This is a genomic window from Streptomyces reniochalinae, assembly GCF_003323735.1.
Classification (GTDB): domain Bacteria; phylum Actinomycetota; class Actinomycetes; order Streptomycetales; family Streptomycetaceae; genus Streptomyces; species Streptomyces reniochalinae.
This window is the reverse complement of sequence record NZ_QOIM01000040.1, coordinates 417974-443243: the sequence shown is the minus strand read 5'-3', so window position 1 is coordinate 443243 and position 25270 is coordinate 417974. Positions and strand designations below refer to the sequence as shown.

Genomic DNA, 25270 nt, shown 5'->3' with positions numbered 1-25270 from the left:
CCCGCGTTCCCTGAATAAGGAGCCTTATTAAGCCCTTAGGTAACCCGTCCGGCCCAGCGCGCTCGGACGAGAGGACAGGTGGTTGTGTGAAACCGGGTCCCTTCGACTACGAGGCCCCGGCCTCGCTCACCGAGGCCGTGCGGCTGCTCGCCGACCAGGAGCGTGAGGCGAAGGTGCTGGCCGGTGGCCAATCCCTGATCCCCATGCTGAACATGCGGCTGGCCCGGCCCGGGCTGCTCGTCGACATCACCCGCGTCCCGGAGCTGAGCGGGCTGTACGTGGACGAGGCGGGCCATCTGCACGTGGGTGCGGCCGTCAGGCAGGCCGCTGCCGCCGCGGCACCCGAAGTACGCGCCGGGTGGCCGCTCCTCGCGGGGGCCATCGCGCACATCGGGCACCCGCAGATCAGGAACCGGGGCACCGTGTGCGGCAGCCTCGTCCACCATGATCCGGCGGCCGAACTCCCAGCCGCATCCCTGGCGTTGGAGGCCCGGTTCACGATAGTGGGGCCGGGCGGAAATCGGACGGTCACGGCCGAGGACTTCTTCGTCAGCACCTTTCAGACCGCCGTCGGGCCCGACGAGATCCTCACCGAGGTGGTCTTCCCGCCGGCGCCCGGTGACGGCTGGTCCTTCGCCGAGCATGTCCAGCGCCGCGGCGACTTCGCAGCGGTGGGTGTCGCCGTCGCCCTCGCGCGCAGGCAGAACGCGATGCACCGGGTACGGGTCGTCTTCTGCGGGGCCGGGCCCCTCCCCGTTCGCGTGCCGGAAGCGGAGTCGGCGCTGGAGGGGCGGCCCCTCGACGCCGAAGCGCTGGAGGGAGCGACCGCGCTCGCGGGTGCGGCCCTCGACCCGCCCAAGGACGTGCACGCGAGCGCCGAGTGGCGGCGCGAAGGAGCGCAGACGCTGCTCCGCCAGGCCCTGACCGAAGCATGGGAGCGAACAGCATGAGCGAGCGAGTCGACCATCCACCACTGACGGAACCCACGGCGTGGCGTGGAGTCGAACTGGTCGTCAACGGACGCCCACTGACCGCGCAGGTCGAGTCGCGCCTGCTGCTCAGCGACTTCCTCCGGGGCAGACTGCGGCTGACCGGCACCCACGTCGGCTGCGAGCACGGAGTCTGCGGCGCCTGCACCGTGCTGGTGGACGACGTCCCCGTACGTTCCTGCCTCACGCTCACCGTGCAGTGCGCGGGCACGCACATCCGCACGATCGAGGGGCTGACAACCGCTGGCAAGCCCCTCGGAGCCGTCCAGAGAGCCTTCCACGACAACCACGGCATGCAGTGCGGCTTCTGCACGCCCGGGTTCGTGATGACCTGCACCGCGCTGAGCGAAGCCGCCGAGCGGCCGGATGAGGACCACATCGCCGACGAGCTCAGCGGGCATTTGTGCCGGTGCACCGGTTACCGCAACATCCGTGCCGCCGTGCGGCAGGCGCTGGACGAGACCCACGGGAAGGGGCAGACGGAATGACGCGACAGCACTCCTCCGAGCCGACCGGCTACGTGGGGCAGAGTGTCCCGCGCGTCGAGGACGAGCGGCTGCTGCGCGGGCACGGCCGGTACGTCGACGACATCGCGCTGCCCGGCACGCTGGAGGCGGCCGTCCTGCGCAGCCCACACGCCCACGCCCGCATCACCCGGCTGGAGACCGCCGCCGCCCGCGACCTGCAAGGCGTGCACGCGGTCTACACCGCCTCCGACGTCGCCGCGCTCAAGCCCCTGGTGAACGAGGCGGAGCTGCGCGTGCCCCCAGGCCTGGCCGAGAAGCTGGAGCCGCTGGTCCGCACGCTGCCGATGCCGCTGCTGGCGCGCGAGAAGGTGGTGTACGCCGGCCAGCCGGTCGCCCTCGTCGTCGCCGACAGCCGCTATCTCGCCGAGGACGCGCTGGAGCTGGTCGAGATCGGCTACGAGCCGCTGCCCGTGGTCGTCGATCCCGAGCGGGCACTCGAACCCGGTGCTCCGCTGGTCGAGGAGAGCTGGCAAGACAATCTCGCCCTGGAGCTGGAGACCGGCGTCGGCGCCCCCGACACCGCGTTTCGCGAAGCGGCCGTGGTGATCGAGGAGGAGTTCGCGGTACACCGCCACGTGCCCTCGCCGATCGAGACCCGCGGCGTCCTCGCCGCACCCGGGGCGTATGACGGCCGGCTCACGGTATGGGCGAACACCCAGACCCCGCACCGGGTGCGCGACCACATCGCCATGAGCCTGGCGATGCCGGCCGACGACGTGCACGTGGTCGCCGTCGACGTCGGCGGCGGCTTCGGCCAGAAGGGGATCCTCTACGTCGAGGAACTGCTCGTCCCCTTCGCTGCCCGGGCCCTGGGCCGCCCCGTCCTGTGGCGCGAGGACCGCAATGAGAACCTCACCGCCGCCTCGCACGCACGCGAGCAGACGCACCGGATAGCGCTGGCCGCCGACGCAGAGGGGCGGCTGCTCGGCCTCCGTGACCGCATCCTGGTCAACTTCGGCGCCTCGACGATGACCGGCCTGGTCGTGCCGTACAACTCCGTGATCCACCTGCTGGGCCCCTACCGCGTCCCACACGTCGACATCGCGGTCCGCGCCGCCCTCACCCACACCACCTTCACCTCCCCCTACCGGGGCGCGGGCCGGCCCGAGGCCGTCTTCGCGATGGAGCGGGCACTGGACCGGCTGGCACGCCGACTCGGCCTGGAGCCCAGCGAGTTGCGCCGACGCAACCTCATCACGCCTGAGGAGATGCCGTACCGCACCGGGCTGCTGGACCGCTCGGGCGAGAAACAAGAGTACGACTCCGGCGACTTCCCCGAACTGCTGCGGCGAGCCGTCGACCACATCGACCTGCGGGGCGTGCGCAAGCGGCAGAGCGAAGCCGCCCGGAGCGGCGACCAGCGGACCGGCGTCGGCTTCGCGGTCTATCTCGAAGCCACCGGCCTCGGCCCCTTCGAGTCCGCCCGCCTCACCGTCCGCCCCAACGGACAGCTGCGACTCGCGATCGGCGCGCCGTCCCAGGGGCAGGGGCACCGCACCAGCATGGCCCAGATCGCCGCCGACGCCGTGGGCGTCCCCATGGAGTCGGTGGACGTGCTCGGCGGCGACACCGACGCGGTCCCCCACGGCGTGGGCACCATCGCCTCCCGCGCCCTCGTCACCGCCGGAAACGCCACCCACCGCGCGGGCCTCGCACTGCGCACCCGCATCCTCGACGCGGCCGCGGAACGGCTCGGCGTGCCCGCCGAGGAGCTGAGCATCGACGGGACGAGGGTCCGTCACCCCGGGGGAGCCGAGACGGCGCTGGCCGCGCTCGTCGCCGACGGCGCCGAACTCAGCGAGACCGCGTACTTCCGTCCCGGCGGGTTCACCTACGCCAGTGGAGCCCACGCCGCCGTCGTCGATGTCGACACCCGCACCGGACACGTATCCATCGAGAAGTACGTGGTCGTCCACGACGCCGGGCGGATCGTCAATCCGGTGATCGCCGAGGGCCAGATCACCGGGGGCGTCGCCCAGGGCATCGCCGGCGCGCTCTACGAGGAGATGATCTACGGCCCGGACGGCCAGCCGACCACCACGACGTACATGGACTACCTTCTCCCGACCTCCTCGGAGATCCCCGACCTCCACCTGGACGAGATCGTCACCCCCAGCGCCCTCAACGACCTCGGGGTCAAGGGCCTCGGCGAGGGCGGAGCCATCGCCCCCCAGGCGGTCCTCACCAACGCCGTGGAAGACGCGCTGACGCCGCTCGGCGTGGTCGTACGGCGCGGCCCGCTCACCCCCGACCGCGTCCGCGGCCGCATCCGTGAAGCCCAGGCCGTCCACTCCGAGCAGGCCGCCCCCGTCCCCTCTTGAGCACGTGAGGAGCCTCCGCATGCAACTCGATCACAGCTTCAGCGTCCCCGTCCCCCGCGCGGAGGCATGGTGCCTCTTCCAGGACATCGGCGGCATCGCACCGTGCATGCCCGGTGCCGTCCTCGACGAACTCGACGGCGACTCCCTCACCGGCCGCATCAAGGTCAAGGTCGGCGCGGTGCAGATGAGCTATCGAGGCCAGGGCACCGTCGAACGCGACGAGGCCGCCCAGCGCGTCGTGCTCGACCTCAGCGGCAGCGAAACCCGCGGTGCCGGAACCGCCGCGGCCACGGTTGTCGCGTCACTCACCGAAGAGAACGGCCACACGCGCGTCCGCGTCCTCACCGACCTCGACCTGACCGGCCGGCCGGCACAGTTCGGCCGCGGCATCCTCGTCGAGGTCGGCGAGCGACTAATCCAGCAGTTCGCCTCGAACCTCGAGACATACCTGCGCGAACGGCCCGCACCCACCACGACAACACCAACACCCCCTGCGGCCGCCGGTGCGGCTCCGGCCACGCCTGCGTCGGCCCCCGAGCCCGAAGCCCTCGACCTGGGCGCCGCGCTCTGGCCCTCCCTCGCCCGAAGGGCGAAGATCCCGGGCCTGATGGCGGCGACGGCGGTACTCACCGCACTCGCCGTCCGCGCTGTCCTGCGCAAGCCCCACCCCGACGTCCCGCCGCATGCCCCGTAACCCCTGTGATCTCCTCATGAGGACGGGCCATTGATGGTGGGTCGGCTTCCGCCGCCGGCTGCGAGGTTCCCTTCGCCACCGCGGCCATCGGCGACGGACCGCGCCGTCTCCTGGGCGGGACGAGAGAAGCGGTGCCCAGGGCGGCATGGAGCACCGGCCCGCTGTGACGAGAGCGGTCTGCGGCCGCGGCTCCACGAAGTGCTGCTGACAGAACTCAACGCTGCGGCCAAGCTGGGCCGCCGCCGGTACATGACCGACTCCTCGTACGTAAATTCGATCACGAAGAAATTTGTTTGGCCTCCTCACCTGTCGGCCGGGGCGGGACCGCCTCGAAGCACCGGGTGACCGCCGACGGGCACGGGACCCTCTCGCTGCCTCGGACACCAGTCAGACGGCCACCCCGGTTGGCTCATATACAGCGTCGCTGGCGACGGGGGCGGTGATGCGTTGTCAAGATCTCTTCCGTCGACGCGCACCGTGTGCGATGTTCACGCTGCGAGGGAGAGCCTCGTAGCCTGCGAGACCGCAGCATCCCAAGGCGCGGTGCACCGCTGCACATTTGTTCCAGCTCTCGCTCCATTCGAAGATTGCGGTGTGGGCGACTGTTCTGGTCAGCCAGGGCTGCGTGCCGATCGGGTCATTGCGCCAGCATCGTCCCGTCCGTCCCGACGGACAGACGGAATTTCAACTGCTCCGCAAGAGTGGCGAGTTCGTAGCTTATGTCCGCCTCGGGGCACCGTAGTTCGCGGTCAGAGTTGCGGCATATTCTTGCGGGACGACCCAATTCGCAAATGTCGGTGGAAGGTACGACTCCAGGGCCCCCGCAACATCCAAAAATGGGCCAAAGCAGGCACACCAGTCATTTCGGGCTGCCGCATCTGGAAAGCCTTGAAAAACCGCCAACTCAGGATCCCTTTCACCCCAGCATCCCCATTTCCCAGATGGACCGGTCAAAGCGATGACGTTCGCTGAAATCGCCAGTGATCCCATGATGTCCCCGTCGGGTTCGTGACCGATAGCCGCCCAGTATTCATCTTTGTCAGCTTCGACGGGCAGTGAAACCGCCGGGTACATCCGGTAGTCAGAGAGATAGAAAGTCTCGCACTCAGGCTCAAGGGCGACTAGCTCGACACGCGTATCACCGTACCACTGGGCCATCGCGCTGAGCGCTGGCCAGAATTCCGGAGTGAGGACTACGTCGAACTCACAGAAAAGGGATTCTCCATTGTCCCGCCTAAACACCTTTTCAGGCAATCTGGCGTCAAGATCAAATGTAGCGGCGGCGCGCGAGCGGACCTTCCGGTAATCTTCGCTATCTTTGACGATCCAGTCATCCCCTGCCATCAATCTTCTCCTAGCCTAATCTTGATGTCTGGCTTCTTGGACCCTGGAGCGTAGTAGTCCGCAGTCCATCCCTGGTGAGTATTTGCCTTCCCTCGGAGAAAATACCTTGCCCCCTCCTTCTCATACATATGATTGGAGCCTTTTTGGGTATGCATCCATCCATTGGATTCGAGGTTTGTGCCGAACTCTATGGGACCCACATCTGTTGACTTATTCAACATGCGAGCACGGGGCTTTGTAATGTCCTTATATTCGGATGAGGGCGAGGGGCCATCCTTGCATCCGGCGAGACCAAGTGGGTCAATCCAGCTGTGAGGGTTGGGGACGTAGGTGGTGGGATTGGGGGCAGGGGACAGGCCGAGAGGGTCCGGGGTGAGGTAACGAGCCGTCTCGGGGTCGTAGTAGCGGAAGTAGTTGTAGTGCAGGCCCGACTCCGGGTCGGCGTACTGGCCCGGGAAGCGGAGTGGGCAGGTGACGTCACCGTGGCCGTCAGGCGAGGGGAGGGGAGTGCCCCACAAAGTGGTGCGGTTCTGCCAGGCCAGTGAACCCTCGGGCGTGATGAGTTCTGTGGGAGTGCCCGTCAGGTCGGTGACAATCGCGTGGAATGCGGGGCGCGTTGCCGTGGGCTCGGTGAGTTTGGTGAGGAGTGAGGTACCGGGCTCGGGGACGAGCTGGGTGTGGTCGGTTTGGGTGAGGGGGCGGTGGGTGCCGGGGGTGTAGTCCCAGGTGGTGAATTCGCCGCCGGGGGTGGCCTGTTCGGCGAGGCGGGTGTCGTCCCAGGTGAAGGTGGTCGTCTCGCCACGTCATGGCAACCTCCTGCGCTGCTCAGTCGGTACGGTCGGCCGCGTGGTCAGTCGCGGACGATGGGCTGGTTTTCCTTGACGGTCACCTCCTGCTCGCGGCTGGACTGCCCTCCGGAAGGGTTGGGTCGCTGGCGGGCCGTCGGGATCGGCAGAATCGATCCAGGCCACGTCCCACACCAGGGAAAGCTTGAATGGATATGTGCCGTGCCCGCCGCCGCTCTTCCCAGAGGCCCGCTTGTAGCGGATGTCGCAGTTGGCGCCCTTTGAATCGATCTGATAGCCGCCCTTGACCTTCTCCAGGTCGTACGTGCAGGTGCGCGGGTGCGCCTCCTTGGGTGAATGCACAACGTGAAACCCGAGACTCCGCCGCCGAAGAAGAGAGCGCGGATGGCTTGTTCCCCCTCTCCGCACTCGCGATTCTGCCTGACTTCTGACCGTGTCACTGCCGCAGGCTGACAGGCGAGCGAGGCGGCGACGACCGTCGCAGCGAACGAGGCATACGGAAACTTCGCTTGCTCATCGAGTTCAACTCCCGAGTACCGCGGCGGCGTTGCGACCCACTCGGTCCGGATCATGCTCGCCCCCCGGTGCGCCAAAAACACTCAAGTGTAATCACACGGTCACTCGAACAACAGGACAAAATGCTACTTCTCAGGTCACGTAACATCCCTTAAAGGGTGAAATATCTGAGCAACCGCCCGGCTCTCGATATCGACGCCAATACGGCCCGGCGACCGCCATGGAATGGGTCAACCGAGCCGCCGCCGACCGGGACGCCGCCCAACGAAAGGTCACCGCCGCCCAGGCGGCCCCGCCCCGAAGGCCGCCCGCCCGCTCACCGAGGAGGAGATCGCTCAGGTCATCAAGGGCCTCGGGGACCTCACCGACCGGCTCCGGCAAGCCACCCCTGAACGCAAAGCACCGCTCTCCGCGGCCCTCGGGCTCACGCTCATCCACGACCACGGCAAAAGGGGCCGTGACTGTTGAGTCACGGCCCACATGCGTCCGCACACGACGTGCAGATGGTCTGTGTCCGAGGGGGGACTCGAACCCCCACGCCCGATAAAGGGCACTAGCACCTCAAGCTAGCGCGTCTACCATTCCGCCACCCGGACCGGGCTGCGCCACGTCAGCGGGGCTGCCGTGGCGACGCCCGTAACGATACCAAGGGTTTGGAGTGCTTCTCACCTGGGTTTCCAGAGGAGAAGAGGGGTTACGTCCCCTTTGCGACGAAACGTCCCATGGTGTGGGCGGGCCCGCTCGGGCCGTTACCGCCTTCCGCGGAGGTACGCCGCGGAGCGGCGGGCCGAGGTGAGGGAGCCGGCCGGGTTGGCCGCCGGGTCCACCGCGTCGTCGCGCTCCATCAGCCAGTGGTGGCCACCGCGGCCGTGGCCGCGGTGGCGCCGCAGCACCGTACCGATGAAGTTCTCGTAGTCGAGGTCGCCATCGCCGACATCGACCATGTGGAGGCCGTCGGCGGACGCCTCGTCGTGTTCGCCGTCCTTGACGTGGAAGAGGGGGTAGCGGTGCGGGGCGGCCAGCACGTAGTCGAGGGGTTCGAAGGGGGCGGGGGTGCCGTCGGCGCGTGTGCTGAAGCGGTACTGGCCGGCGAACGCCCAGTAGATGTCCATCTCCAGGTAGACGAGTTCGGGGTCGGTCTCGGCGAGGAGGACGTCGTAGAGGCGGACGTGGGGCTTGTCCTCGGCGAAGCCGAACTCCATCTGGTGGTTGTGCTGGTAGAACTTCAGGCCGCGTGCGCGGGCGGCGGCTCCGTAGGTGTTGAAGTCCTCGGCCGCGCGCTTCCAGCCGTCGACGGTGCGGCCGTAGCGGTCGGGGCTGGCGGCCGTGCCGACGTGCGGGAGGCCGAGCGCGGCCGCGTCGTCGACGACCTTCTCCAGTTGGGTGGCGAAGGTGTAGTCGTCCGGGTTGTCGGAGTAGTAGCCGACGTGGCTGCCGATGCCCCGCAGCCCGTGGTCCCGCATCAGCCGTTTGAGCTGCCGCAGCGTGAGGGCGCCGGTGCCCTGCGTGTAGCCGGCGAACTCGACCGAGTCGTAGCCGTAGCGCTCCAGCTCGCGGAAGACGGTGGCGAAGCCGAGCTCCTGGACCTGGTCGCGGACGGTGTAGAGCTGGATGCCGAGCTTGCCGCGCGGAACGAGCGGCCGGTGGCCGTGGCCGTGGCCGTGCCCTGGGGCGGGGTGCCGGCCGGTGGCGGGCTCGGCGGCGGCGGGACCGGCGCCGAGCAGCGTGGCGGCCGTGGCGCCCGCGGCGACGCTGAGGAAGCCGCGGCGGCGCAGGGTGTGGTCGAGTTCGGGGTGTGCGGGTCTGTGCGTCATGAGGCATCTCCCAGTGCGAGATCGAGGAGCAGGCGTTTGACGTCGGTGGCGGGGAAGGGACGGGTCTTCGCCGCGGCGCCGAGTGCGTCGGGGCGTGAGCACAGGAGGACGGGTCCGTCCTCGGTGCGGTCCGGCAGCCTGCCGTGGCTGCCGCGGATCGGTGACGGGTCGAGGGGGACGACGGCCATGCGGTACCGCATGCCGGTCTTCTTGCGGGCCAGCGCGGCGGCGGCGCGCAGCTTGACGTAGGGGTCGTGGGGGTCCATGAACAGTTCGACGGGGTCGTAGCCGGGCTTGCGGTGGATCTCGACGAGCTGGGCGAAGTCGGGTGCGCGGCGGTCGTCGAGCCAGTAGTAGTAGGTGAACCAGGCGTCGGGCTCCGCGACGGCGACCAGTTCGCCCGAGCGCGGATGGTCGAGCCCTGCCTCCTTCTTGCCCGTCTCGTCCAGCAGGACGTCGAGGCCCGGCACCCCGGTCAGCGCCTCGCGGGTGGCGGGCAGGTCGGCGGGGTCGCGGACGTAGACGTGGGCGAGCTGGTGGTCGGCGACGGCGAACGCCTTCGACGTCCACGGGTCGAGGTACTCCATGCCGTCCTGGGCGTGGACCTCCAGCAGTCCGGCGCGGCGCAGCACACGGTTGATGTCGACGTGGCGGCTCACCGGGGTGATGCCGTACTCGGACAGGACGACGACGGTGCGGCCTTCGGCGCGGGCGTCGGCCAGCAGGGGGGCGAGGGCGGCGTCGACGTCGGCGGCGGCGCGGTGTGCGCGCGGGTCGTCGGGGCCGTGGCGCTGGAGGTCGTAGTCGAGGTGGGGGACGTAGGCCAGAGCCAGGTCGGGGCGGCGGGTGCGCAGGATGTGGCGGGTGGCGTCGATGATCCACTGCGAGGAGGTGAGGTCGGCGCCGGGCCCCCAGAAGGTGAACAGGGGGAAGTCGCCCAGTTCGGCCACGAGTTCGTCGTGCAGGTCGGGGGGCCGGGTGTAGCAGTCGGGTTCCTTGCGGCCGTCGGCGTAGTAGACGGGGCGCGGGGTGACGGTCCAGTCGGTGTCGGCGCCCATCGCGTACCACCAGCAGATGTTGGCCACCGTGTAGCCGGGCTGCCGCTCCCTGGCCGCGTGCCACAGCTTCTCGCCGCCGACGAGCGCGTTGTGCTGCCGCCACAGCAGGACGTCGCCGAGTTCGCGGAAGTACCAGCCGTTGCCGACGATGCCGTGGCCTGTGGGGAGTTCGCCGGTCAGGAACGTGGACTGGGCGGCGCACGTGACGGCCGGCAGCACCGTCGCCAGGGGGGTGGAGGCGCCGTCCCGCGCGAGGGCGCGCAGGTTCGGCATCCGCTCCAGCAGCGCGGGGGTGAGCCCGACGACGTCGATGACCAGCAGCGGGGTGGTCATGGCAGCTCCTTGAGGCCGAGGCCGACGAGAAGGTCGCGGGCCGTGGCCAGCTCGGCGGCGAGGCCGTCCGCGAGCTGGGCGCGGGTGGTGGGGCGCAGTCCGGGCGGCAGGGCCTGCCAGGTGTAGGTCTCCACCTCCAGGTGCCGGGTCAGCGGTGCCGGGCCGCCGACCAGGTGGGTGAGGGCGGCTCGGAGCACACCGGTGGTGGCGTGCAGCGGCTCGGCGAGCGGGGCGTGCAGGGGCACGTGGAAGTGGGACCGCCAGGGTCCTTCGGTGGGCAGGGCGCCGGGGGCGAGCGCCCGGTCGAGGTCGTCGGTGGCGCGCAGGGTGCCCGCGGGGGTGAGGGCGCGGGTCTGGTGCAAGAAGCGCGGCTCGGCGAACTCGGTGAGCGCGTGGCGTACCTCGGGCCGCTCCGGGTGTTCGGCGTGCAGGGCGGCCGACAGCTGCGCCTTGACGACGGTCAGTCCGGCCTCGCCGAGCGCCGCGACCGCCTTGGCGGGGTCCTCGAACGCGGTGGCCAGGTGGCAGGTGTCCAGGCAGACGCCGATCCGGTGCGGGGGCGGCCCGCCTTCCCCGGTCAGCGCCTCGACGGCGTCGGCCGTCGTCTCCACGGTGCAGCCGGGTTCGGGCTCAAGACCGACGCGTACGGAGCGCCCGGTCAGCTCCTCCAGCGCGTCCAGCCGCCCGGCGAGGGTGTGCAGGCGGGTCAGCGCGCGGTGCCGGGCCTCGGCGTCGAAGCCGGTGCGCCAGGCCAGCGGCAGTGTGGAGATGCTGCCCTCGTGTACGTCGTCGGGCAGCAGGGCTGTCAGCAGCCTGGCGAGGTCGGTGGTGTGGTCGAGGCGTGCGTCGTCGGTCCAGTCGGGGCGGTAGACGCGGTACTTGACGTGGCTGTCGCCGAAGCCCTGGTAGGGGAAGCCGTTGAGGGTGACGACCTCCAGGCCCGCCCGCTCCAGCCCGGTGCGCAGCCTGCGGACGGCCGCCGGGTCGTCGGTGAGGGTGCGGGCGGCGTCGCGGGCCAGCCACAGGCCGATGCCGAGCCGGTCGCGGTGGAGCCGGCGCCGTACCGGCTCCGCGTACTCGGTCAGTTGGTCGAGGACGCCGTCGAGTTGTTCGGCGGCGTGGACGTTGGTGCAGTAGGCGAGGTGGACGGTGGTGCCGTCGGGGTGCCGGAATCGCATGGCCGCGCTCTCCTCACTCTCCGCCGCGCAGGATCGAGTTGCCCTCGAACAGCTGCGCCTCGGGGGCGGTGGCGTCGAGGCGGAGGCGGCCGCTTCGGCCGTAGAAGGCGACCGGGTTGCGCCACAGCACCTGGTCGACGTCGTCCTCGTCGAATCCGGCGGCGAGCATCGCGTCGGCGACGTGCGCCGTCTTGAGGGGGTCGCTTCTGCCCCAGTCGGCGGCCGAGTTGACCAGCACCCGCTCGGTGCCGTGCACCCGCAGGATGCGCACCATGCGGTCGGGGTCCATCTTGGTGTCGGGGTAGATGGAGAAACCGAGCCAGCAGCCGCTGTCCGCGGCGGGCCCGACCGTGGTCTCGTTGAGGTGGTCGAGCGCCACGGAGGCGGGCGGCAGCCCGGACTCGCGCAGGACGTCGAGAGTGCGGGCCAGTCCGGCCGCCTTGTCCCGGTGCGGGGTGTGCACCAGCGCGGGCAGCTCGTGGGTGCGGGCGAGTTCCAGCTGGGCCGCGAGCGCCGTGTCCTCCGCCGGGGTCATCGCGTCGTAGCCGATCTCGCCGACGGCGACCACACCGTCCTTGAGGAGGTAGCGGGGCAGCTCGTCCAGGACGGGCAGGCAGCGCGGGTCGTTGGCCTCCTTGGGGTTCAGCGCGAGGGTGCAGTGGTGGGCGATGCCGTACTGCGCGGCGCGGAAGGGCTCCCAGCCCAGGAGTGAGTCGAAGTAGTCGTAGAAGGAGGCGGGCGAGGTGCGGGGCTGCCCGAGCCAGAAGGACGGTTCGACCAGGGCGCGGACCCCGGCGTCGTACATCGCGGCGTAGTCATCGGTGGTGCGGGACGTCATGTGGATGTGCGGGTCGAAGATGCGGCGGGTCGGGGACGGCATGGTGGGCGTCACGCTCCTCGCTGTGGCGACCGCTTCTCGCTGTGGCGGCCGACGGGGCTTGCTACGACTCGGATCCCTCGGCGCGGTCCTGCGGGCTGGCCGGGCGTGCCGGGGTCTCGTCGAACCTGGCCAGGCGCAGCGCGTGGCCGAGGTCCTCGGGCACGGCGCGTCCCGCGGCGGTGCGCTCGCGGGCGTAGTCCTCCAGCATCCTGGCGAGTTCGCCGTCGCCCGCCGCCCGGTGTTCGAGTCCGGTGACGGCGGCCAGCGGCACGCCGGTGAACAGGCACTTGAGGATGCCGTGGCGCCACTGGTGTGCGTCCAGGTGCGCGGCGGCGTACGGGCCGAGCGCGGCGGCGACCAGCCGGGTGTCGTTGGTCCGCAGCGCGTCCTCCACCAGGCCGAGGGCCGCCCCGGCCGCCGGCGGCGGGTCCAGGTGCGGCAGTGCCAGCAAGACGGCCCGCCGCTCGTCGGCCGAGCCGCGCCGGTAGAGCGCGACGACGGCGTCGGTGCCGGGCGCGGCGGCGTGCAGGATGAGCACGCGGGCGGCGTCGACGGGGTCGGGGGACGAGCCCTGCTGCTGCTGGGTGGTGTGGCACCGGCGGCCCGCGGTGACGAAGTGCCGCTCCCACGGGGGCAGTCCACGGGCCTGGTCGTGCTCGCCGGCGTCGGCCGCCTCGGACAGCGCCAGGTGCAGCCAGGCGCGCGCGTCAGCGGTCAGGCGCAGTTCGAGACCGGTACGGAGCGAGGCGAGCGGGGTCAGCATGGCGCGGCCTCCTGCCGTGGTGGCGTGGCGTCGGCGGTGCGGGCGGCGGAGCCGACGGCCGTGGTCTCGCCCGGGGTGCGGGCACCGGACTCCGCGGCGGTGAGGAACTCCAGTGAGGAGGCGGCCCGTTCAGGTCCCGCGTGCGAGTCGCGGGGCAGCTCGACGGTGACCAGCCCGTCGTAGCCGACCTCGCGCAGCGCCGCCAGTACGGGCGGGAAGTCGATCTCCCCCTCGCCGAACGGCAGGTGTTCGTGCACGCCGCGCCGCATGTCCTCGATCTGCACGTGCCGCAGCCACGGCGCCGCCTCCCGTACGCAGGCGTCGGGTGGTTCGGCCTCCAGGCACTGGCAGTGCCCGACATCGAGGGTGAGGCCGAGCAGTGCGGGGCTGCCGAGCCCGGTGCGCAGCCGGTCGAATCCGGCCAGGTCGCCGAGGAGGTGGCCGGGCTCGGGCTCGATCGCGAGCGGGACGCCCGCGGCCTGCGCGGCGTCGAGCACCGAGCCGACGCCTTCCGCGAGCCGCCTCCAGCCCTCTTCCTGCGCGGTCCCCTCTGGCAGCTTCCCGCTGAAGCAGTGCACGGCGTGCGCCCCCAGGTCGGCGGCCACGCGCACGGCTTTGAGCAGCAGTTCGGTCCGCGCGGCGCGGGCCTCGGCGTCCGGGTCGAGCAGCGTCGGGTGGTGCTTGCGGCGCGGGTCGAGCACGTAGCGCGCCCCCGTCTCGACGGTGGCTGTCAGCCCGTACCGCTCCAGCGCCCTGGCCACCCGCGCGGTACGGGCCGCCAGGCCGGGGGCGAGCGGGTCGAGGTGCATGTGGTCGAGCGTCAGTCCGACGCCCGCGTAGCCGAGGTCGGCGAGGAGGCCGAGCGCGTCCTCCAGCCGCAGGTCGGCCAGGCCGTTGGTGCCGTACGCGTACCGTAGCGCCGGGTTCTGCGGTGGCTGCTGCGGGTGCGTGCGTGGGTTCCGCGTCATGTGGGGCTGACCTTCCGGGACATGCGGCGGGCGAGGGGCAGCAGCGCGAGCAGCGCGACGGCCGCCGGTCCACGCCCTGTACCCCTCTCGGCGAGGGGGGCTCCCCCCGCGCCGGGGCGGACTCCCCCCGCTTGGGCCGGCACGGCGGAACGGGCGCCTCCTCGACCGGCCTGCGCGGGGCGGGCGCCCGCCGCGGCGGACTCCGGGACACGGGCCGCCGCACCCGCCACATCGGTGGCGCGGGCGGCGCCCGTCGCGAGCGCCGCCTGGAGCGGGATCATGGCGCGGATGCCGCCGCCGACCGCCCGCTGGAGCAGCGGTGGGGAGGGGTTGAGCGCGGCGTGCAGGAGGGGCCGCGAGGCGGTCGCGGCGTACACGGCGCTCGCGGTCAGCGCCAGCGGGGTGCGCCGCCGCGCCGTCCACGCGGAGATCGCGCCGACGGCGCCGAGCGCGGCGAGCGGCACCCCGGGTGCACCGCCCTGCGTCTCCCGCCGCGAGACCGCGGTCACGGCGAGGGTGTGACCGCCCATGAGCGCCGCCGCGCCCCACACGTCGCGGGCGCGGGAGGCGTCGCGTACGCGGCGCTCACGCGCCCGCGGCGCGGCGGCGCCGTCCGAGGGGAGCGGGGCCGCGACGCCGGCCGCCGCCGCTCCCAGCAGGACGTCGAGGAAACGGGCCGTCGCCATGGCCGCAGGCCCGGCAGGGGTGCGGTTGAGGCGCAGGTCGTAGGCCCACACGGTGGCGGCCAGCGCGGTCGCGGTCGCGAGGGGGAGCCGTCCGGCGCGGGCGGCCAGCGCCAGCCCTGCCGCGGTCAGGCCGCCCGCTGCCGCGAGGGCCGCCGCCGGGTGGATGCGCCCTGAGGGCAGAGGCCGCTCGGGCCGCTCGCGGGCGTCCTCGTCCCGGTCGGCCCAGTCGTTGAGCGCCATGCCCGCCTCGTACAGGCACAGCGAGGATCCGGCGGCCAGCACCGTGCCGCGTGTCGGGACGCGTCCTGCCGCCGCCGCCCCCGCCAGTGCGTCTCCGGGCACCGTGAACAGGGCTGAGACACGCAGGAGTTGCGCCCACGCGGCCGCGCGCCCGGGCCCGCGCCCCGTCATGCGGCGCCTCCGGAGGCCGGGGTGAGACGGGCTGCCAGGCCGAGCAGCGCGCGCCACTGCCCGTGCAGGTCGGCGGGCCCGCTGTCGGGGTCCTTGAAGTAGAAGCCCAGGCCCTCGACGGGTCCGGCGAGGCGCAGTTCGTCGGCGCGTGCCAGCAGGCGGGCGAGGTCGAGGACGAGCGGTGCGGCGAGCGCCGAGTCGCAGCCCTGCCAGATGGTCTGGAGGATCATGCGGGAGCCGAGGAAACCGTCGAAGGCGATGTGGTCCCAGGCCGTCTTCCAGTCGCCCAGCGCGGGGACGTCGTCGATGTGCACCTCTCCCTCGGGGAGTGCGCCCAGGTTGTCGGCGAGTACCCGTTCCTTGCCCGCGTTCTTGGCGGCTGCCGCCGCCGGGTCCGCGAGGGCCGCGCCGTCGCCGCCGCCGAGCAGGTTGCTGCCGGACCAGGCCCGCACGGCGAGGGCCCGCTGCGCGAACATCGGCGCCAGTACGGACCGCAGCAGGGTCTGTCCCGTCTTGCCGTCCCGGCCCGCGTGGGGGACGCCCGCCGTGCGTGCGGCCTCGGCGAGGCGGGGGTGGTGCAGTCCGGTGGATGGCGTGAAGTTGACGTACGGGCACCCGGCACGGAGCGCCGCGGCGGCGTAGAGGGAGCTGGGTGGGAGAGGCCCTTGCGGGGAGGCCGGATGGGGTTCCGTGCTGGCGACGTTGACGACGACGGTGCGGGCGAGGCCGTGTGTGCGTCCGAACTCGGTGATGTCGTGCGCGCAGGTGTCGATGAGGGCGTCCTCGTCGCGGCGGTCGGAGGCCGGAGCGGGCGCGCCGGGACGGATCGCGGCGTCGGCCGCGGCGAGTTCGGCGTGGAGCGCGGAGGGGAGCCCGTGCGGGACGACGCCCGCCTCGGCGAGGGCCTCGGCCCGCTTGGGGAGAGGGCAGCTGGCCGTGTCGTGACCGCCGAAGACGAGGGAGTCCAGGGGTGGCAGCGAGGCACCGGCGAACGGGGGTGTCTCGGTCACGAGCCCTGTGGGTGGGGTCAGTCGCGCGGCGAGGGCGGTGGCGCCGGTGATCGTCGTGGTGGCTACGGACCCTCTGGCGCCTATGAGCCACAGGCCCGTGCGCGGTGGTGTGCTCACGCTGTCCTCCCTTGTGCCTTGCCGTGCGGTGCGGGGCGCCTGCGGCGGGCGGCCCCATGTCGCCCCGTTCCCCACGGGGAGCGCTTCTTGCGTAGCCTCCGGTGCCTTCGGTGCGTCGGCGGTGCGGTTGCCCGGCGGACGCGGGCCGGTTGTGCCCGCCCGTTCCGGCCCGGGGAACGCCCGCCCACGGCCCCGCCGGCCACCGGGCCGGGCCCGGGGGCCCTCGCGTGGCGGGCCCCCGGGTGTGGTGTCTCGGTCAGTCCAGTTGCCGTATGCGCACGTCGCGGAACGCCACCTCGTCGCCGTCCCCGTGGTTTTGGAGACCCACGTGGCCGTCCGTGAGGCTGCGGGCCGGGTCGGTGTTGGTGTAGTCGTTGACGAGGGTGCCGTTCAGGTAGATGCGCAGGCGCTCGCCCTCGACGCGGAGTTCGTAGGTGTTCCACTCCCCCGGCGGGTTGAGGGCCGCGTCGCGGGCGGCCAGGTCCGCGGACTGGAAGCCGTAGACGGAACCCGTGGTCTTCTCGTCGGTGTCGGTGGCGTCGATCTGGATCTCGTAGCCGTTGTCGACGGCGGACCACGGGTCGTCGGAGCCGGGGAACCCGACGAAGACGCCGGAGTTGTCGTCCCCGTCCTCGCTCGCCATCCTCCAGTCGAGTTTCAGCGAGTAGGAGGAGAACTCACGCTGTGCGTACCACAGCAGGCCCATGCCGCCGCTGCTGGTGAGCGTCCCGTCCTCGCTCTCCTCGAACGAGCCGGGCCCCGCCTGCTTCCAGCCGTCCAGTCCGTTGCCGTCGTACAGCGGGGTGTAGCCGCTCTCGGGACGGCAGTCGGCCTGTACGGCTCCGGTGGCGTACTGGAGGCCGCCCAGCAGGTGCTGCCGGAAGGCGGGGTCGGCGTAGGACTCCTTGGTGTGCCCCGCGCCGGTGTAGAAGGCGCGGCCGCCGGAGTACTCCTGGCACCAGGCGAAGGGGTGGTCCTCACCCATGGTGCCGCCGGTGTAGGAGTCCTCGTCGAGGGTGGCCAGCACGTGGGCGTGCTCGCGCGGGTTGGAGCGGTAGTCGTACCACTCGTCGGTGCGCTCCCAGCTCTCGTCCAGGTGGGCGGTCGCCGGGTGGCCGCGGTCCTCGATCTCCATGGTGGCGGGCTGGACCGCCGGGTGGGAGGAGAAGTAGGCGCCGGCCAGGCCGCCGTACCACTCCCAGTCGTACTCGGTGTCGGCGGCGGCGTGCACACCGACGTAGCCGCCGCCCTCGCCGATGTACTTCTCGAACGCCTCCTGCTGCCCTTGGTCGAGCACGTCGCCCGTGGTGGAGAGGAAGACCACGGCGTCGTACCGGTCCAGGTTCTCCCCGGTGAACGCGGTGGCGTCCTCGGTCGCGTCGACGGTGAAGCCGTGCTCGGCGCCGAGTTGCTGGAGGGCTGCGATCCCGTCGGGGATGGAGTCGTGGCGGAATCCGGCCGTCTTGGAGAAGACGAGCACCCGCTCATCGTCGGCCACGTGGCCGGGCTGCTGTGCCGCCTGACCGGGGACCGCGAACGCTCCGGTGAGGAGCGCGGCGGCCGCCAGGGTGAGGCGGGCGCGGTGTCTGCCGTGTCCGGTCATGGTCTGCCTCCCCTCATCCGGTGGTGACGGTGAAGCTGTCCAGGTCGAAGAGGTCTCCCTCACCGCCGGTGAAGACCAGGTAGAGCTTGCCCGCGTCCTCGGGCGCGCCGGTGATGTCGGTGCTCACCTCGCTCCAGCCGTCGGTCGCGGAGACCTTCGCGGTGCCCAGCAGCGGGCCGTCGGGCGCGTCGGCGTGGACCTCCACGGCGCCGTCCGCCGTGCCGGCCACGCGGGCGGTGAGCTTGCTGACGTCTGCGGGCGCGTACGGGTCGTAGGCGATCCACTGGCCGTTCTGCGCCCCGGTGACGGCCTTGCCGCCCTCGGCTCCGTCGGCGCTGCCGGTGGTGACGCCGTCAGCCGAGGTGGTGAAGTGCTCGGCCTGGCGGTGCTTGGGCTGGAGGATGCTCTGGCCGTGGCTGGTCAGCGGGGGCTGGCCGTTCGCGCCGTTGTCGGTGTAGGACGCGTCGATGACGCCGAAGATGTTGGCGTTCGGGTCGTGGTCACCGTCGGCCTGGGTCTTGAGCGTGCCCTCGCAGCCCTTGGCCGAGGTCATCGGGTGGCCGTGGCTGTCGTGTCCGAGGATGTAGTTGACCTCGACCTTGGAGCAGTCGATCTCGGACTCCTCGGGGTCGGTGACCTGGACCTGGAAGGGGATCTCGTCACCGAAGGTGAAGGGCTGCCCGTCGGCGGGGAGCTTGAGTTCCACGGTGGGTGCGGTGTTGCCGACGGTGACGTGGACGCTGGCCGACCCGGTACGCCCCGTGCCGTCCTCGGCGGTGACGGTCGCGGTGTAGGTGCCGTTCTCCTCGTAGGTGTGGCTGGGATTCGCCTCGGTGGAGGTGGCGCCGTCGCCGAAGTCCCAGTTCAGCTTGGTGTCGTCGCCGTCCTCGTCGCTCACCTTCGAGGTGAAGGCGACCTTGAGCGGTGCCTGCCCGTCACTCACGTCGCTGCCCGCCTCGACGACGGGGCTGTGGCCCTCGGTGGCGTTCTCGATCCGGTAGAGCGCGGAGTTCTCGTCGCCGTTGAAGTAGCCGGTGCCGTAGTCGAGGACGTAGAGGGCGCCGTCGGGGCCGAAGTCCATGTCCATGACCTGGGTGCCGGTCCACGGGAAGTCGTTGATCTTGGTGACCTCGCCGTCCTGGCCCTGCTCGATCCGCTTGATCCACTGGCGGCCGAACTCACCCGCGAAGAAGTCGCCGTCGAACTCCTCGGGGAACTTCGCCGGGCTGTCGTTGTTCTCGTCGTAGCGGTAGACGGGGCCGCCCATCGGCGACTCGGAGCCGTCGCCGAACTCGGGCACCGACGGGCCGTCGTACGGGATCCATGCGGCGTGGGCAGGCGGCAGGTCGGTCAGCCCGGTGTTGCGGGCCGAGGTGTTCTTCGGCGCCGCGCAGTCGAACTTCTCACCTGAGGTGCCGGTGGCGAAGTCGTAGTCGGTGTAGGCGTCGTTGTCGCCGGTGCAGTACGGCCAGCCGAAGTTGCCGGCCTCGGTGACGCGGTTGAACTCGACCTGGCCCGCGGGGCCGCGGTCCGGGTCGGCGGTGCCCGCGTCGGGGCCGTAGTCACCGACGTAGACCGTGTCGGTCTTCTTGTCGACGGTCATCCGGAAGGGGTTGCGGAAGCCCATCGCGTAGATCTCGGGCCGCGTCTTGTCGGTGCCCTCGGGGAAGAGGTTGCCGTCGGGGACGGTGTAGGAGCCGTCGTTCGCGACCTTGATGCGCAGGATCTTGCCGCGCAGGTCGTTGGTGTTGCCCGCCCCACGCCGGGAGTCGAAGGCCGGGTTGCGGTCGGCGCGGTCGTCGATCGGGGTGTAGCCGTCCGACTGGAACGGGTTGGAGTCGTCCCCCGTGGACAGCAGCAGGTTGCCCTTGGAGTCGAACGCGATGTCACCGCCGACGTGGCAGCAGGTGCCGCGGTCGGCGGGGACGTCCAGGATCTTCTTCTCGCTCGCCTTGTCCAGGGTGCCGTCGTCCTTCAGCACGAACCTGGCCAGCCGGTTGACGCCCTTGAACTTCTCGAAGTCCTCCGCCGTTCCGCTGTCGGGGGCGTCCGTGGACGGCGTGTCCAGCGGGGGCGCGTAGTAGAGGTAGACGAACCGGTTCTCGGTGAAGCCCGGGTCGACTCCGACGCCCTGGAGGCCCTCCTCGTCGTGGTCGTAGACGTCGAGGGTGCCGGCGACCTTCGTGCTGCCCTTCGCGTCGGTCAGCCGCAGGGTGCCTTCGCGGGCCGTGTGCAGGACGGAGCGGTCGGGGAGGACCGCCATCGTCATCGGCTCGCCCATCTCCTCCACGCCCTTGGCGAGCGTGACCTGCTGGAACTCGTTCGCCTCCGCGCCCTTCGCGGGCTGCGTCGCGGGCGCGGGCGCCGATGCGGCCTGCGCCCCCGCCGTCGCGGCGCCCGCGATCAGGAGCGCGCTCGCGAGGGACGCCAGGCCCGTGCGGAGTCTGCGGTGTCGTATGTGCACAGCGGTTCCTCCTGGGAGGTCCGGGGGTGTGACGGGTGGGGTGGTGGGGGTGCCGTCGTTACTGTGCTGTGCTGTTCGGCTACGTCCTCAGGACCGTAGCCGCGTTTGTCCGGGCCCGGAACCCCTTTGACGCGCGAGAAGTTGAATTTGTCCTCAGTCAGGACAAAGAGGGCCCGCCCTCCCCGGCGCCTGTCCGGGGAGGGCGGCGCCGGGGTCAGTTGCCGAAGGCCGCGTCGAACGACGCGCTCGGCGGCTCGTAGTCGTAGGCCCGCAGCCGGGCGAGCGCCTCGGGCGCGCCGACGAGGCGGTCCATGCCGGCGTCCTCCCACTCCACGGAGACCGGCCCCTCGTAGCCGATGGCGCGCAGCATGCGGAACACGTCCTCCCAGGCGACGTCGCCGTGCCCGGCGGAGACGAAGTCCCAGCCCCGCCGCGGGTCGCCCCACGGCAGGTGGGAGCCGAGCCTGCCGTTGCGGCCGTCCAGCCGCCGCCGGGCCTCCTTGCAGTCGACGTGGTAGATGCGGTCCCGGTAGTCGTACAGGAAGCCGGCGGGGTCCAGGTCCTGCCACACGAAGTGCGAGGGGTCGAAGTTGAGCCCGAAGGCGGCCCTGTTGCCGACCGCCTCCAGCGCGCGCTGCGTCGTCCAGTAGTCGTAGGCGATCTCGCTGGGGTGCACCTCGTGCGCGAACCTGACGCCCTCCGCGTCGAACACGTCGAGGATGGGGTTCCAGCGCTCGGCGAAGTCCTCGTACCCGCGGTCGACCATCTGGGGCGGGGTCGGCGGGAACATCGCCACCAGGTGCCAGATGGAGGACCCGGTGAAGCCGATGACGGTGTCCACGCCGAGCGCGGCGGCCGCCCGTGCGGTGTCCTTCATCTCCCCGGCCGCCCGCCGCCGTACGCCCTCGGGGTCGCCGTCGCCCCAGATGCGGGGCGCGACGATGGCCTTGTGCCGCTCGTCGATGGGGTGGTCGCAGACGGCCTGTCCGGTCAGGTGGTTGGAGACGGCCCAGCACTCCAGGCCGTACTTCTCCAGCAGCCGGCGCCGCCCGTCCACGTATCCCGGCTCGGCGAGCGCCCGGTCGACCTCGAAGTGGTCGCCCCAGCAGGCGAGTTCGAGCCCGTCATAGCCGAAGTCCCGGGCCAGCCGGCAGACCTCCTCCAGGGGGAGGTCGGCCCACTGCCCGGTGAAGAGGGTGAACTTACGTGCCACGGTGACCTCCTAGGCGGTTGCCGGGTTCTCCACCGGCGTGTAGACGCAGTTCTTCCCGGCGCTCTCCTCGACGGCGGCCAGCACCCTCTGCACCTGGAGCCCGTCCTCGAAGGACGGCGCGGGCCGCTCGCCCGTCGCGACGGCGTGCACGAGGTCGCGCGCCTGGTGGGTGAAGGTGTGCTCGTAGCCGAGCCCGTGCCCCGGCGGCCACCAGGCTTCCAGGTAGGGGTGGTCGTGTTCGGTGACGAGGATGCGCCGGAAGCCGGACTCGCCCGCCGCCTGGGTGTGGTCGTGGAACTCCAATTCGTTGAGGCGTTCCAGATCGAAGGCGAGGGAGCCGAGGGTGCCGTTCAGCTCGACGCGGAGCGCGTTCTTGCGTCCCGCGGCGACGCGGGTCACCTCGAAGGAGGCCAGCGCGCCACAGCCGAGCCGTCCGGTGAAGACGGCGGCGTCGTCCACCGTGACGGCTCCGAGCTCCCCCTCGGGGGCACCGTCGCCCAGCGGGCGCTCCTTGACGAACGTCTCCGTCTGGGCCGAGACGCCCGCCAGCAGGGAGCCGGCCACGTGCTGGGCGATGTCGACGGCGTGCGCGCCCAGGTCGCCGAGGGCGCCGGAGCCCGCGGTCTCCTTGCGGAGTCGCCAGGCGAGCGGAAAGGCCGGGTCCACCAGCCAGTCCTGGAGGTAGCTGACCCGTACGTGCCGCACCTCGCCCAGGCGCCCCTCGGCCACCATGCGGCGGGCGAGCGCCAGCGCCGGTGTGCGGCGGTAGTTGAAGCCGACCATGGCCGCCTGCCCGCGCTCGCGCGCGGCCCGCGCCGCCGCTGCCATGGCCTCCGCCTCGGCGACGGTGTTGGCCAGCGGCTTCTCGCACAGCACGTGCTTGCCGGCCTCCAGGGCCGCGATCGCGATGTCCGCGTGGCTGTCGCCCGGCGTGCACACGTCGACGAGGTGGACGTCGTCGCGCGCGATCAGCGCACGCCAGTCGGTCTCGGCCGCCGCCCAGCCCAGACGTGCGGCGGCGGCGCGCACGGCGGCCGGATCGCGCCCGCACACGGCAGCCAGCGCCGGGGTGAGCGGCAGGTCGAAGACCCGGCCCACGGTGCGCCAGCCCTGCGAGTGCGCCTGGCCCATGAACGCGTAGCCGACCATGCCCACGCCCAGGGGCGGCGCGGTGGCGGGCGCGGTGCTGTCGTACGGCATGAAGGTCCTCCCTGTCGGGGTTGCGGTCCCCGGGGCAGCGGGCCGCGCCGCACGGTGGTGCGGCGAGCGCGCTGCCGGGGATCCCGTCCTGCGTCAGCGGTCCCGTCCTGGCCCGGCCGGCCGGTGGGGGCCCGCACCGGCCGGTGAAGGCCGTGGGCCGGTGCGGCGGCCGGGCCTGCCCGTCAGGTGAAGCCGATCGGGAGGTACTCGTCGACGTTCTTCTTCGTCACCACGGCCGAGTAGAGGGTGACCTGGGCGGGGATCTCGTACTCGGCCATGCCGGAGATGCCCTTGCCCTGGCCCAGCGCGCGGGCCAGGTCGATGGCGGAGGCGGCCATGGTGGGCGGGTAGAGGACGGTGGCCTTCACCACGCTGTCGTCCTTCTTGATGGCCTCCATCACGCGCTTGGAGCCCGCGCCGCCGACCATGATGAACTCGTCGCGGCCCGCCTGCTTGATGGCCCGTTCGGCGCCGACGCCCTGGTCGTCGTCGTGGTTCCACAGCGCGTCGAAGCTCTTCTGCGCCTGGAGAAGCGCGGACATCTTCTTCTGTCCCGACTCGACGGTGAACTCGGCCGCCTGGCGGGCCACCTTCTCGATGTTGGGGTAGTTCTTGAGCGCGTCGTCGAAGCCCTTGGTGCGCTGCCGGGTCAGCTCCAGGTTGTCGATGCCGGCCAGCTCGACGACCTTGGCGTTCTTCTTGTCCTTGAGCTGTTCGCCGATGTAGCGCCCGGCGTTGAGGCCCATGCCGTAGTTGTCGCCGCCGATCCAGCACCGGTACGCCTGCTGCGTGGAGAAGATCCGGTCCAGGTTGACGACGGGTATCCCGGCGCGCATCGCCTTGAGCCCCGCCTGGGTGAGGGCCTTGCCGTCGGCGGGCAGGACGACCAGGACGTCGACCTTCTTGTTGATCAGCGTCTCGACCTGGCCGACCTGGGTGGCGTTGTCGTTGGAGCCCTCGGTGGCCTCCAGCGTGACGTCCTCGTACTTCTTGGCGCGGTTCTTGGCCTGCGTGGTGATGGCGTTGAGCCAGCCGTGGTCGGCCTGCGGGCCGGCGAAGCCGATGGTGACCTTCTTGCCCGGCTTGGAGTCGGCCACCTGCGCGCCGGCCGACTCCTCCTTGCCGTCGTTGTTCTCGTTGCTGGTGCAGCCCGTGGCCAGGAGGGCCGCGCCGGCCGCCGTGCCGAAGAGCATGTTTCTGCGGCTGGTGGCCGCCCGGGGAACGCGTGGGTTATCGGTCATGACGTGGAACGACCCTTCTGGACCAGGACGGCCGCGACGATGATCGCGCCCTTGGCGATCTGCTGGATGTCCGTCTGGAGGTTGTTGAGGGCGAACAGGTTGGTGATGGTGGTGAAGACCAGGACGCCGAGCACCGAGCCGAGAATGGTGCCCCGGCCGCCGCTGAGCAGGGTGCCGCCGATGATGGCCGCGGCGATGGCGTCGAGTTCGTACAGGTTGCCGTTGGTGTTCTGTCCCGAACCGGTGAGGATGATCAGCATGAACGCGGCGATGCCGCAGCACAGCCCGGACAGCAGGTAGAGCAGCAGCCGCTGGCGCTTGACGGCGATCCCCGCCAGCCGGGAGGCCTCCGCGTTGCCGCCGACGGCCACCGTGCGGCGCCCGAACGTGGTGCGGTTGAGCACCAGCCAGCCGACGACGCACACGAGGGCGAAGACCAGCACGATCGGCGGGATGCCGAGCACATAGGAGTCCTTGATGCCCAGGTCGAGGACGGCGTCGACCTGGACGACCTGCGTGTTGCCGTCGCTGATCTGCAACGCCAGGCCGCGGGCCGAGGCGAGCATGGCCAGCGTCGCGATGAACGGCACCATCGGCCCGTAGGCGATGAGCAGCCCGTTGACGAGTCCGCAGCCGAGGCCCACCAGCAGACTGCACAGCAGCATCCCGGTGAGCCCGAAGTCCTGGGTGGCCACCGTGGTGGCCCACACCGAGGCGAGCGCGACGATCGCCCCGACGGACAGGTCGATGCCACCACCGATGATCACGAACGTCACGCCGACGGTGACGACGCCGATGACGGAGGCCTGGGTGAGGATGAGGCGGAGGTTCTCCCCGGCCAGGAACTCGTCGGGCTTGGTGAGCGCGCCGACGACCACGAGGGCGAGCAGGACGCCGACGAGGGAGAGCTGCCGCACGTCGAACGGCATCCGGCGGCTGCCCGTGTGCTCCTTCTTCGCCTGGGGCGGTGTGGGTGTGCTTGCCACGGTGGTGGGTGCGTCTGCGTTCATGTGCGGTCACCTCTGGGGGCGTCGTGGTCTCGTGGGTAGTGCGCGCCGTGGCCGGGTGCGGTCGGCGGTCGTGCCCACCCGTCCCGCCCCGCCCGGCGCCTGCCCACGACCCGCGCTCGCGTGG

19 protein-coding genes, 1 tRNA gene and 1 pseudogene are annotated in these 25270 nt (G+C 71.3%); 4 read left to right on the top strand and 17 right to left on the bottom strand.

The window, feature by feature from the left end:
• Positions 1–86: 86 nt before the first annotated feature.
• The 4 genes from DQ392_RS23800 to DQ392_RS23785 are packed head-to-tail and all read left to right on the top strand — an operon-like array spanning position 87 to position 4531.
• Positions 87–950 (top strand): FAD binding domain-containing protein, encoded by an 864-nt coding sequence (locus DQ392_RS23800; RefSeq protein WP_114017712.1) that lies wholly within the window; start codon positions 87–89, stop codon positions 948–950.
• Positions 947–1477: a (2Fe-2S)-binding protein gene (locus tag DQ392_RS23795; RefSeq protein ID WP_181856557.1), complete on the top strand. Its 531-nt coding sequence runs from the start codon at positions 947–949 to the stop codon at positions 1475–1477. The genes DQ392_RS23800 and DQ392_RS23795 overlap by 4 nt, the downstream gene beginning before the upstream one ends.
• Positions 1474–3837, top strand: a complete 2364-nt coding sequence (locus DQ392_RS23790) for a xanthine dehydrogenase family protein molybdopterin-binding subunit (RefSeq protein WP_114017710.1) — start codon at positions 1474–1476, stop codon at positions 3835–3837. Before DQ392_RS23795 ends, DQ392_RS23790 begins: the two co-directional genes overlap by 4 nt.
• Before the next feature lie 19 nt (positions 3838–3856).
• Positions 3857–4531 carry an SRPBCC family protein gene (locus DQ392_RS23785; RefSeq protein ID WP_114017709.1) on the top strand — a complete coding sequence of 225 codons (675 nt, stop codon included), beginning with the start codon at positions 3857–3859 and terminating at the stop codon, positions 4529–4531.
• A gap of 717 nt (positions 4532–5248) precedes the next feature.
• On the opposite strand, the gene DQ392_RS23780 is transcribed toward DQ392_RS23785, so the two are convergent.
• The 17 genes and pseudogenes from DQ392_RS23780 to DQ392_RS23700 all read right to left on the bottom strand — a co-directional run bounded on the left by DQ392_RS23780 (position 5249) and on the right by DQ392_RS23700 (position 25146).
• Positions 5249–5875 (bottom strand): hypothetical protein, encoded by a 627-nt coding sequence (locus tag DQ392_RS23780; protein ID WP_114017708.1) that lies wholly within the window; start codon positions 5873–5875, stop codon positions 5249–5251.
• A 277-nt stretch (positions 5876–6152) separates the two neighbouring features.
• Positions 6153–6675: pseudogene (locus DQ392_RS35890) on the bottom strand (RHS repeat-associated core domain-containing protein); the annotation flags it as partial.
• A 1033-nt stretch (positions 6676–7708) separates the two neighbouring features.
• Positions 7709–7793, bottom strand: a tRNA-Leu gene (locus DQ392_RS23770).
• Between the two features lie 153 nt (positions 7794–7946).
• Positions 7947–9011: a sugar phosphate isomerase/epimerase family protein gene (locus DQ392_RS23765; RefSeq protein WP_114017707.1), complete on the bottom strand. Its 1065-nt coding sequence runs from the start codon at positions 9009–9011 to the stop codon at positions 7947–7949.
• Positions 9008–10402, bottom strand: a complete 1395-nt coding sequence (locus tag DQ392_RS23760) for an alkaline phosphatase family protein (RefSeq protein ID WP_114017706.1) — start codon at positions 10400–10402, stop codon at positions 9008–9010. Before DQ392_RS23760 ends, DQ392_RS23765 begins: the two co-directional genes overlap by 4 nt.
• Positions 10399–11580 carry a metabolite traffic protein EboE gene (gene eboE / locus DQ392_RS23755; protein ID WP_114017705.1) on the bottom strand — a complete coding sequence of 394 codons (1182 nt, stop codon included), beginning with the start codon at positions 11578–11580 and terminating at the stop codon, positions 10399–10401. Before eboE ends, DQ392_RS23760 begins: the two co-directional genes overlap by 4 nt.
• Positions 11581–11593: 13 nt before the next feature.
• Positions 11594–12460, bottom strand: a complete 867-nt coding sequence (locus tag DQ392_RS23750) for a TatD family hydrolase (protein ID WP_114017704.1) — start codon at positions 12458–12460, stop codon at positions 11594–11596.
• Between the two features lie 61 nt (positions 12461–12521).
• On the bottom strand, positions 12522–13223 hold the full coding sequence (locus DQ392_RS23745) for an EboA domain-containing protein (protein WP_114017703.1): 702 nt from the start codon (positions 13221–13223) through the stop codon (positions 12522–12524).
• The gene (locus tag DQ392_RS23740; RefSeq protein WP_114017702.1) at positions 13217–14191 is read right to left on the bottom strand and encodes a sugar phosphate isomerase/epimerase family protein; all 975 of its coding nucleotides are present in this window, start codon (positions 14189–14191) and stop codon (positions 13217–13219) included. The genes DQ392_RS23745 and DQ392_RS23740 overlap by 7 nt, the downstream gene beginning before the upstream one ends.
• A complete protein-coding gene (locus DQ392_RS23735; protein WP_245981818.1) occupies positions 14188–15345 on the bottom strand; it encodes an SCO3242 family prenyltransferase in 1158 nt (385 codons plus the stop codon). The genes DQ392_RS23740 and DQ392_RS23735 overlap by 4 nt, the downstream gene beginning before the upstream one ends.
• The gene (locus tag DQ392_RS23730; protein WP_114017700.1) at positions 15285–16415 is read right to left on the bottom strand and encodes an inositol-3-phosphate synthase; all 1131 of its coding nucleotides are present in this window, start codon (positions 16413–16415) and stop codon (positions 15285–15287) included. The genes DQ392_RS23735 and DQ392_RS23730 overlap by 61 nt, the downstream gene beginning before the upstream one ends.
• A 256-nt stretch (positions 16416–16671) precedes the next feature.
• Entirely contained in the window at positions 16672–18018 is a 1347-nt protein-coding gene (locus DQ392_RS23725) for a ThuA domain-containing protein (protein WP_114017699.1), read from the bottom strand.
• Between the two features lie 13 nt (positions 18019–18031).
• A complete protein-coding gene (locus DQ392_RS23720; protein ID WP_114017698.1) occupies positions 18032–20482 on the bottom strand; it encodes a PQQ-dependent sugar dehydrogenase in 2451 nt (816 codons plus the stop codon).
• A 214-nt stretch (positions 20483–20696) separates the two neighbouring features.
• On the bottom strand, positions 20697–21695 hold the full coding sequence (locus DQ392_RS23715) for a sugar phosphate isomerase/epimerase family protein (protein WP_114017697.1): 999 nt from the start codon (positions 21693–21695) through the stop codon (positions 20697–20699).
• Between the two features lie 9 nt (positions 21696–21704).
• The gene (locus tag DQ392_RS23710; protein WP_114017696.1) at positions 21705–22895 is read right to left on the bottom strand and encodes a Gfo/Idh/MocA family protein; all 1191 of its coding nucleotides are present in this window, start codon (positions 22893–22895) and stop codon (positions 21705–21707) included.
• 182 nt (positions 22896–23077) lie between these two features.
• Positions 23078–24136 (bottom strand): substrate-binding domain-containing protein, encoded by a 1059-nt coding sequence (locus DQ392_RS23705; RefSeq protein WP_114017695.1) that lies wholly within the window; start codon positions 24134–24136, stop codon positions 23078–23080.
• Positions 24133–25146 carry an ABC transporter permease gene (locus tag DQ392_RS23700; protein WP_181856556.1) on the bottom strand — a complete coding sequence of 338 codons (1014 nt, stop codon included), beginning with the start codon at positions 25144–25146 and terminating at the stop codon, positions 24133–24135. Before DQ392_RS23700 ends, DQ392_RS23705 begins: the two co-directional genes overlap by 4 nt.
• Between the last annotated feature and the right edge of the window lie 124 nt (positions 25147–25270).

What these genes read in the sequence shown, in the direction of transcription:
- DQ392_RS23795 (WP_181856557.1), top strand. Translation starts at nt 947, where the DNA reads ATGAGCGAGCGAGTCGACCATCCACCACTGACGGAACCCACGGCGTGG.
- DQ392_RS23790 (WP_114017710.1), top strand. Translation starts at nt 1,474, where the DNA reads ATGACGCGACAGCACTCCTCCGAGCCGACCGGCTACGTGGGGCAGAGT.
- DQ392_RS23785 (WP_114017709.1), top strand. Translation starts at nt 3,857, where the DNA reads ATGCAACTCGATCACAGCTTCAGCGTCCCCGTCCCCCGCGCGGAGGCA.
- DQ392_RS23780 (WP_114017708.1), bottom strand. Translation starts at nt 5,875, where the DNA reads ATGGCAGGGGATGACTGGATCGTCAAAGATAGCGAAGATTACCGGAAG.
- DQ392_RS23765 (WP_114017707.1), bottom strand. Translation starts at nt 9,011, where the DNA reads ATGACGCACAGACCCGCACACCCCGAACTCGACCACACCCTGCGCCGC.
- DQ392_RS23760 (WP_114017706.1), bottom strand. Translation starts at nt 10,402, where the DNA reads ATGACCACCCCGCTGCTGGTCATCGACGTCGTCGGGCTCACCCCCGCG.
- eboE (WP_114017705.1), bottom strand. Translation starts at nt 11,580, where the DNA reads ATGCGATTCCGGCACCCCGACGGCACCACCGTCCACCTCGCCTACTGC.
- DQ392_RS23750 (WP_114017704.1), bottom strand. Translation starts at nt 12,460, where the DNA reads ATGCCGTCCCCGACCCGCCGCATCTTCGACCCGCACATCCACATGACG.
- DQ392_RS23745 (WP_114017703.1), bottom strand. Translation starts at nt 13,223, where the DNA reads ATGCTGACCCCGCTCGCCTCGCTCCGTACCGGTCTCGAACTGCGCCTG.
- DQ392_RS23740 (WP_114017702.1), bottom strand. Translation starts at nt 14,191, where the DNA reads ATGACGCGGAACCCACGCACGCACCCGCAGCAGCCACCGCAGAACCCG.
- DQ392_RS23725 (WP_114017699.1), bottom strand. Translation starts at nt 18,018, where the DNA reads ATGACCGGACACGGCAGACACCGCGCCCGCCTCACCCTGGCGGCCGCC.
- DQ392_RS23710 (WP_114017696.1), bottom strand. Translation starts at nt 22,895, where the DNA reads ATGCCGTACGACAGCACCGCGCCCGCCACCGCGCCGCCCCTGGGCGTG.
- DQ392_RS23705 (WP_114017695.1), bottom strand. Translation starts at nt 24,136, where the DNA reads ATGACCGATAACCCACGCGTTCCCCGGGCGGCCACCAGCCGCAGAAAC.
- DQ392_RS23700 (WP_181856556.1), bottom strand. Translation starts at nt 25,146, where the DNA reads ATGAACGCAGACGCACCCACCACCGTGGCAAGCACACCCACACCGCCC.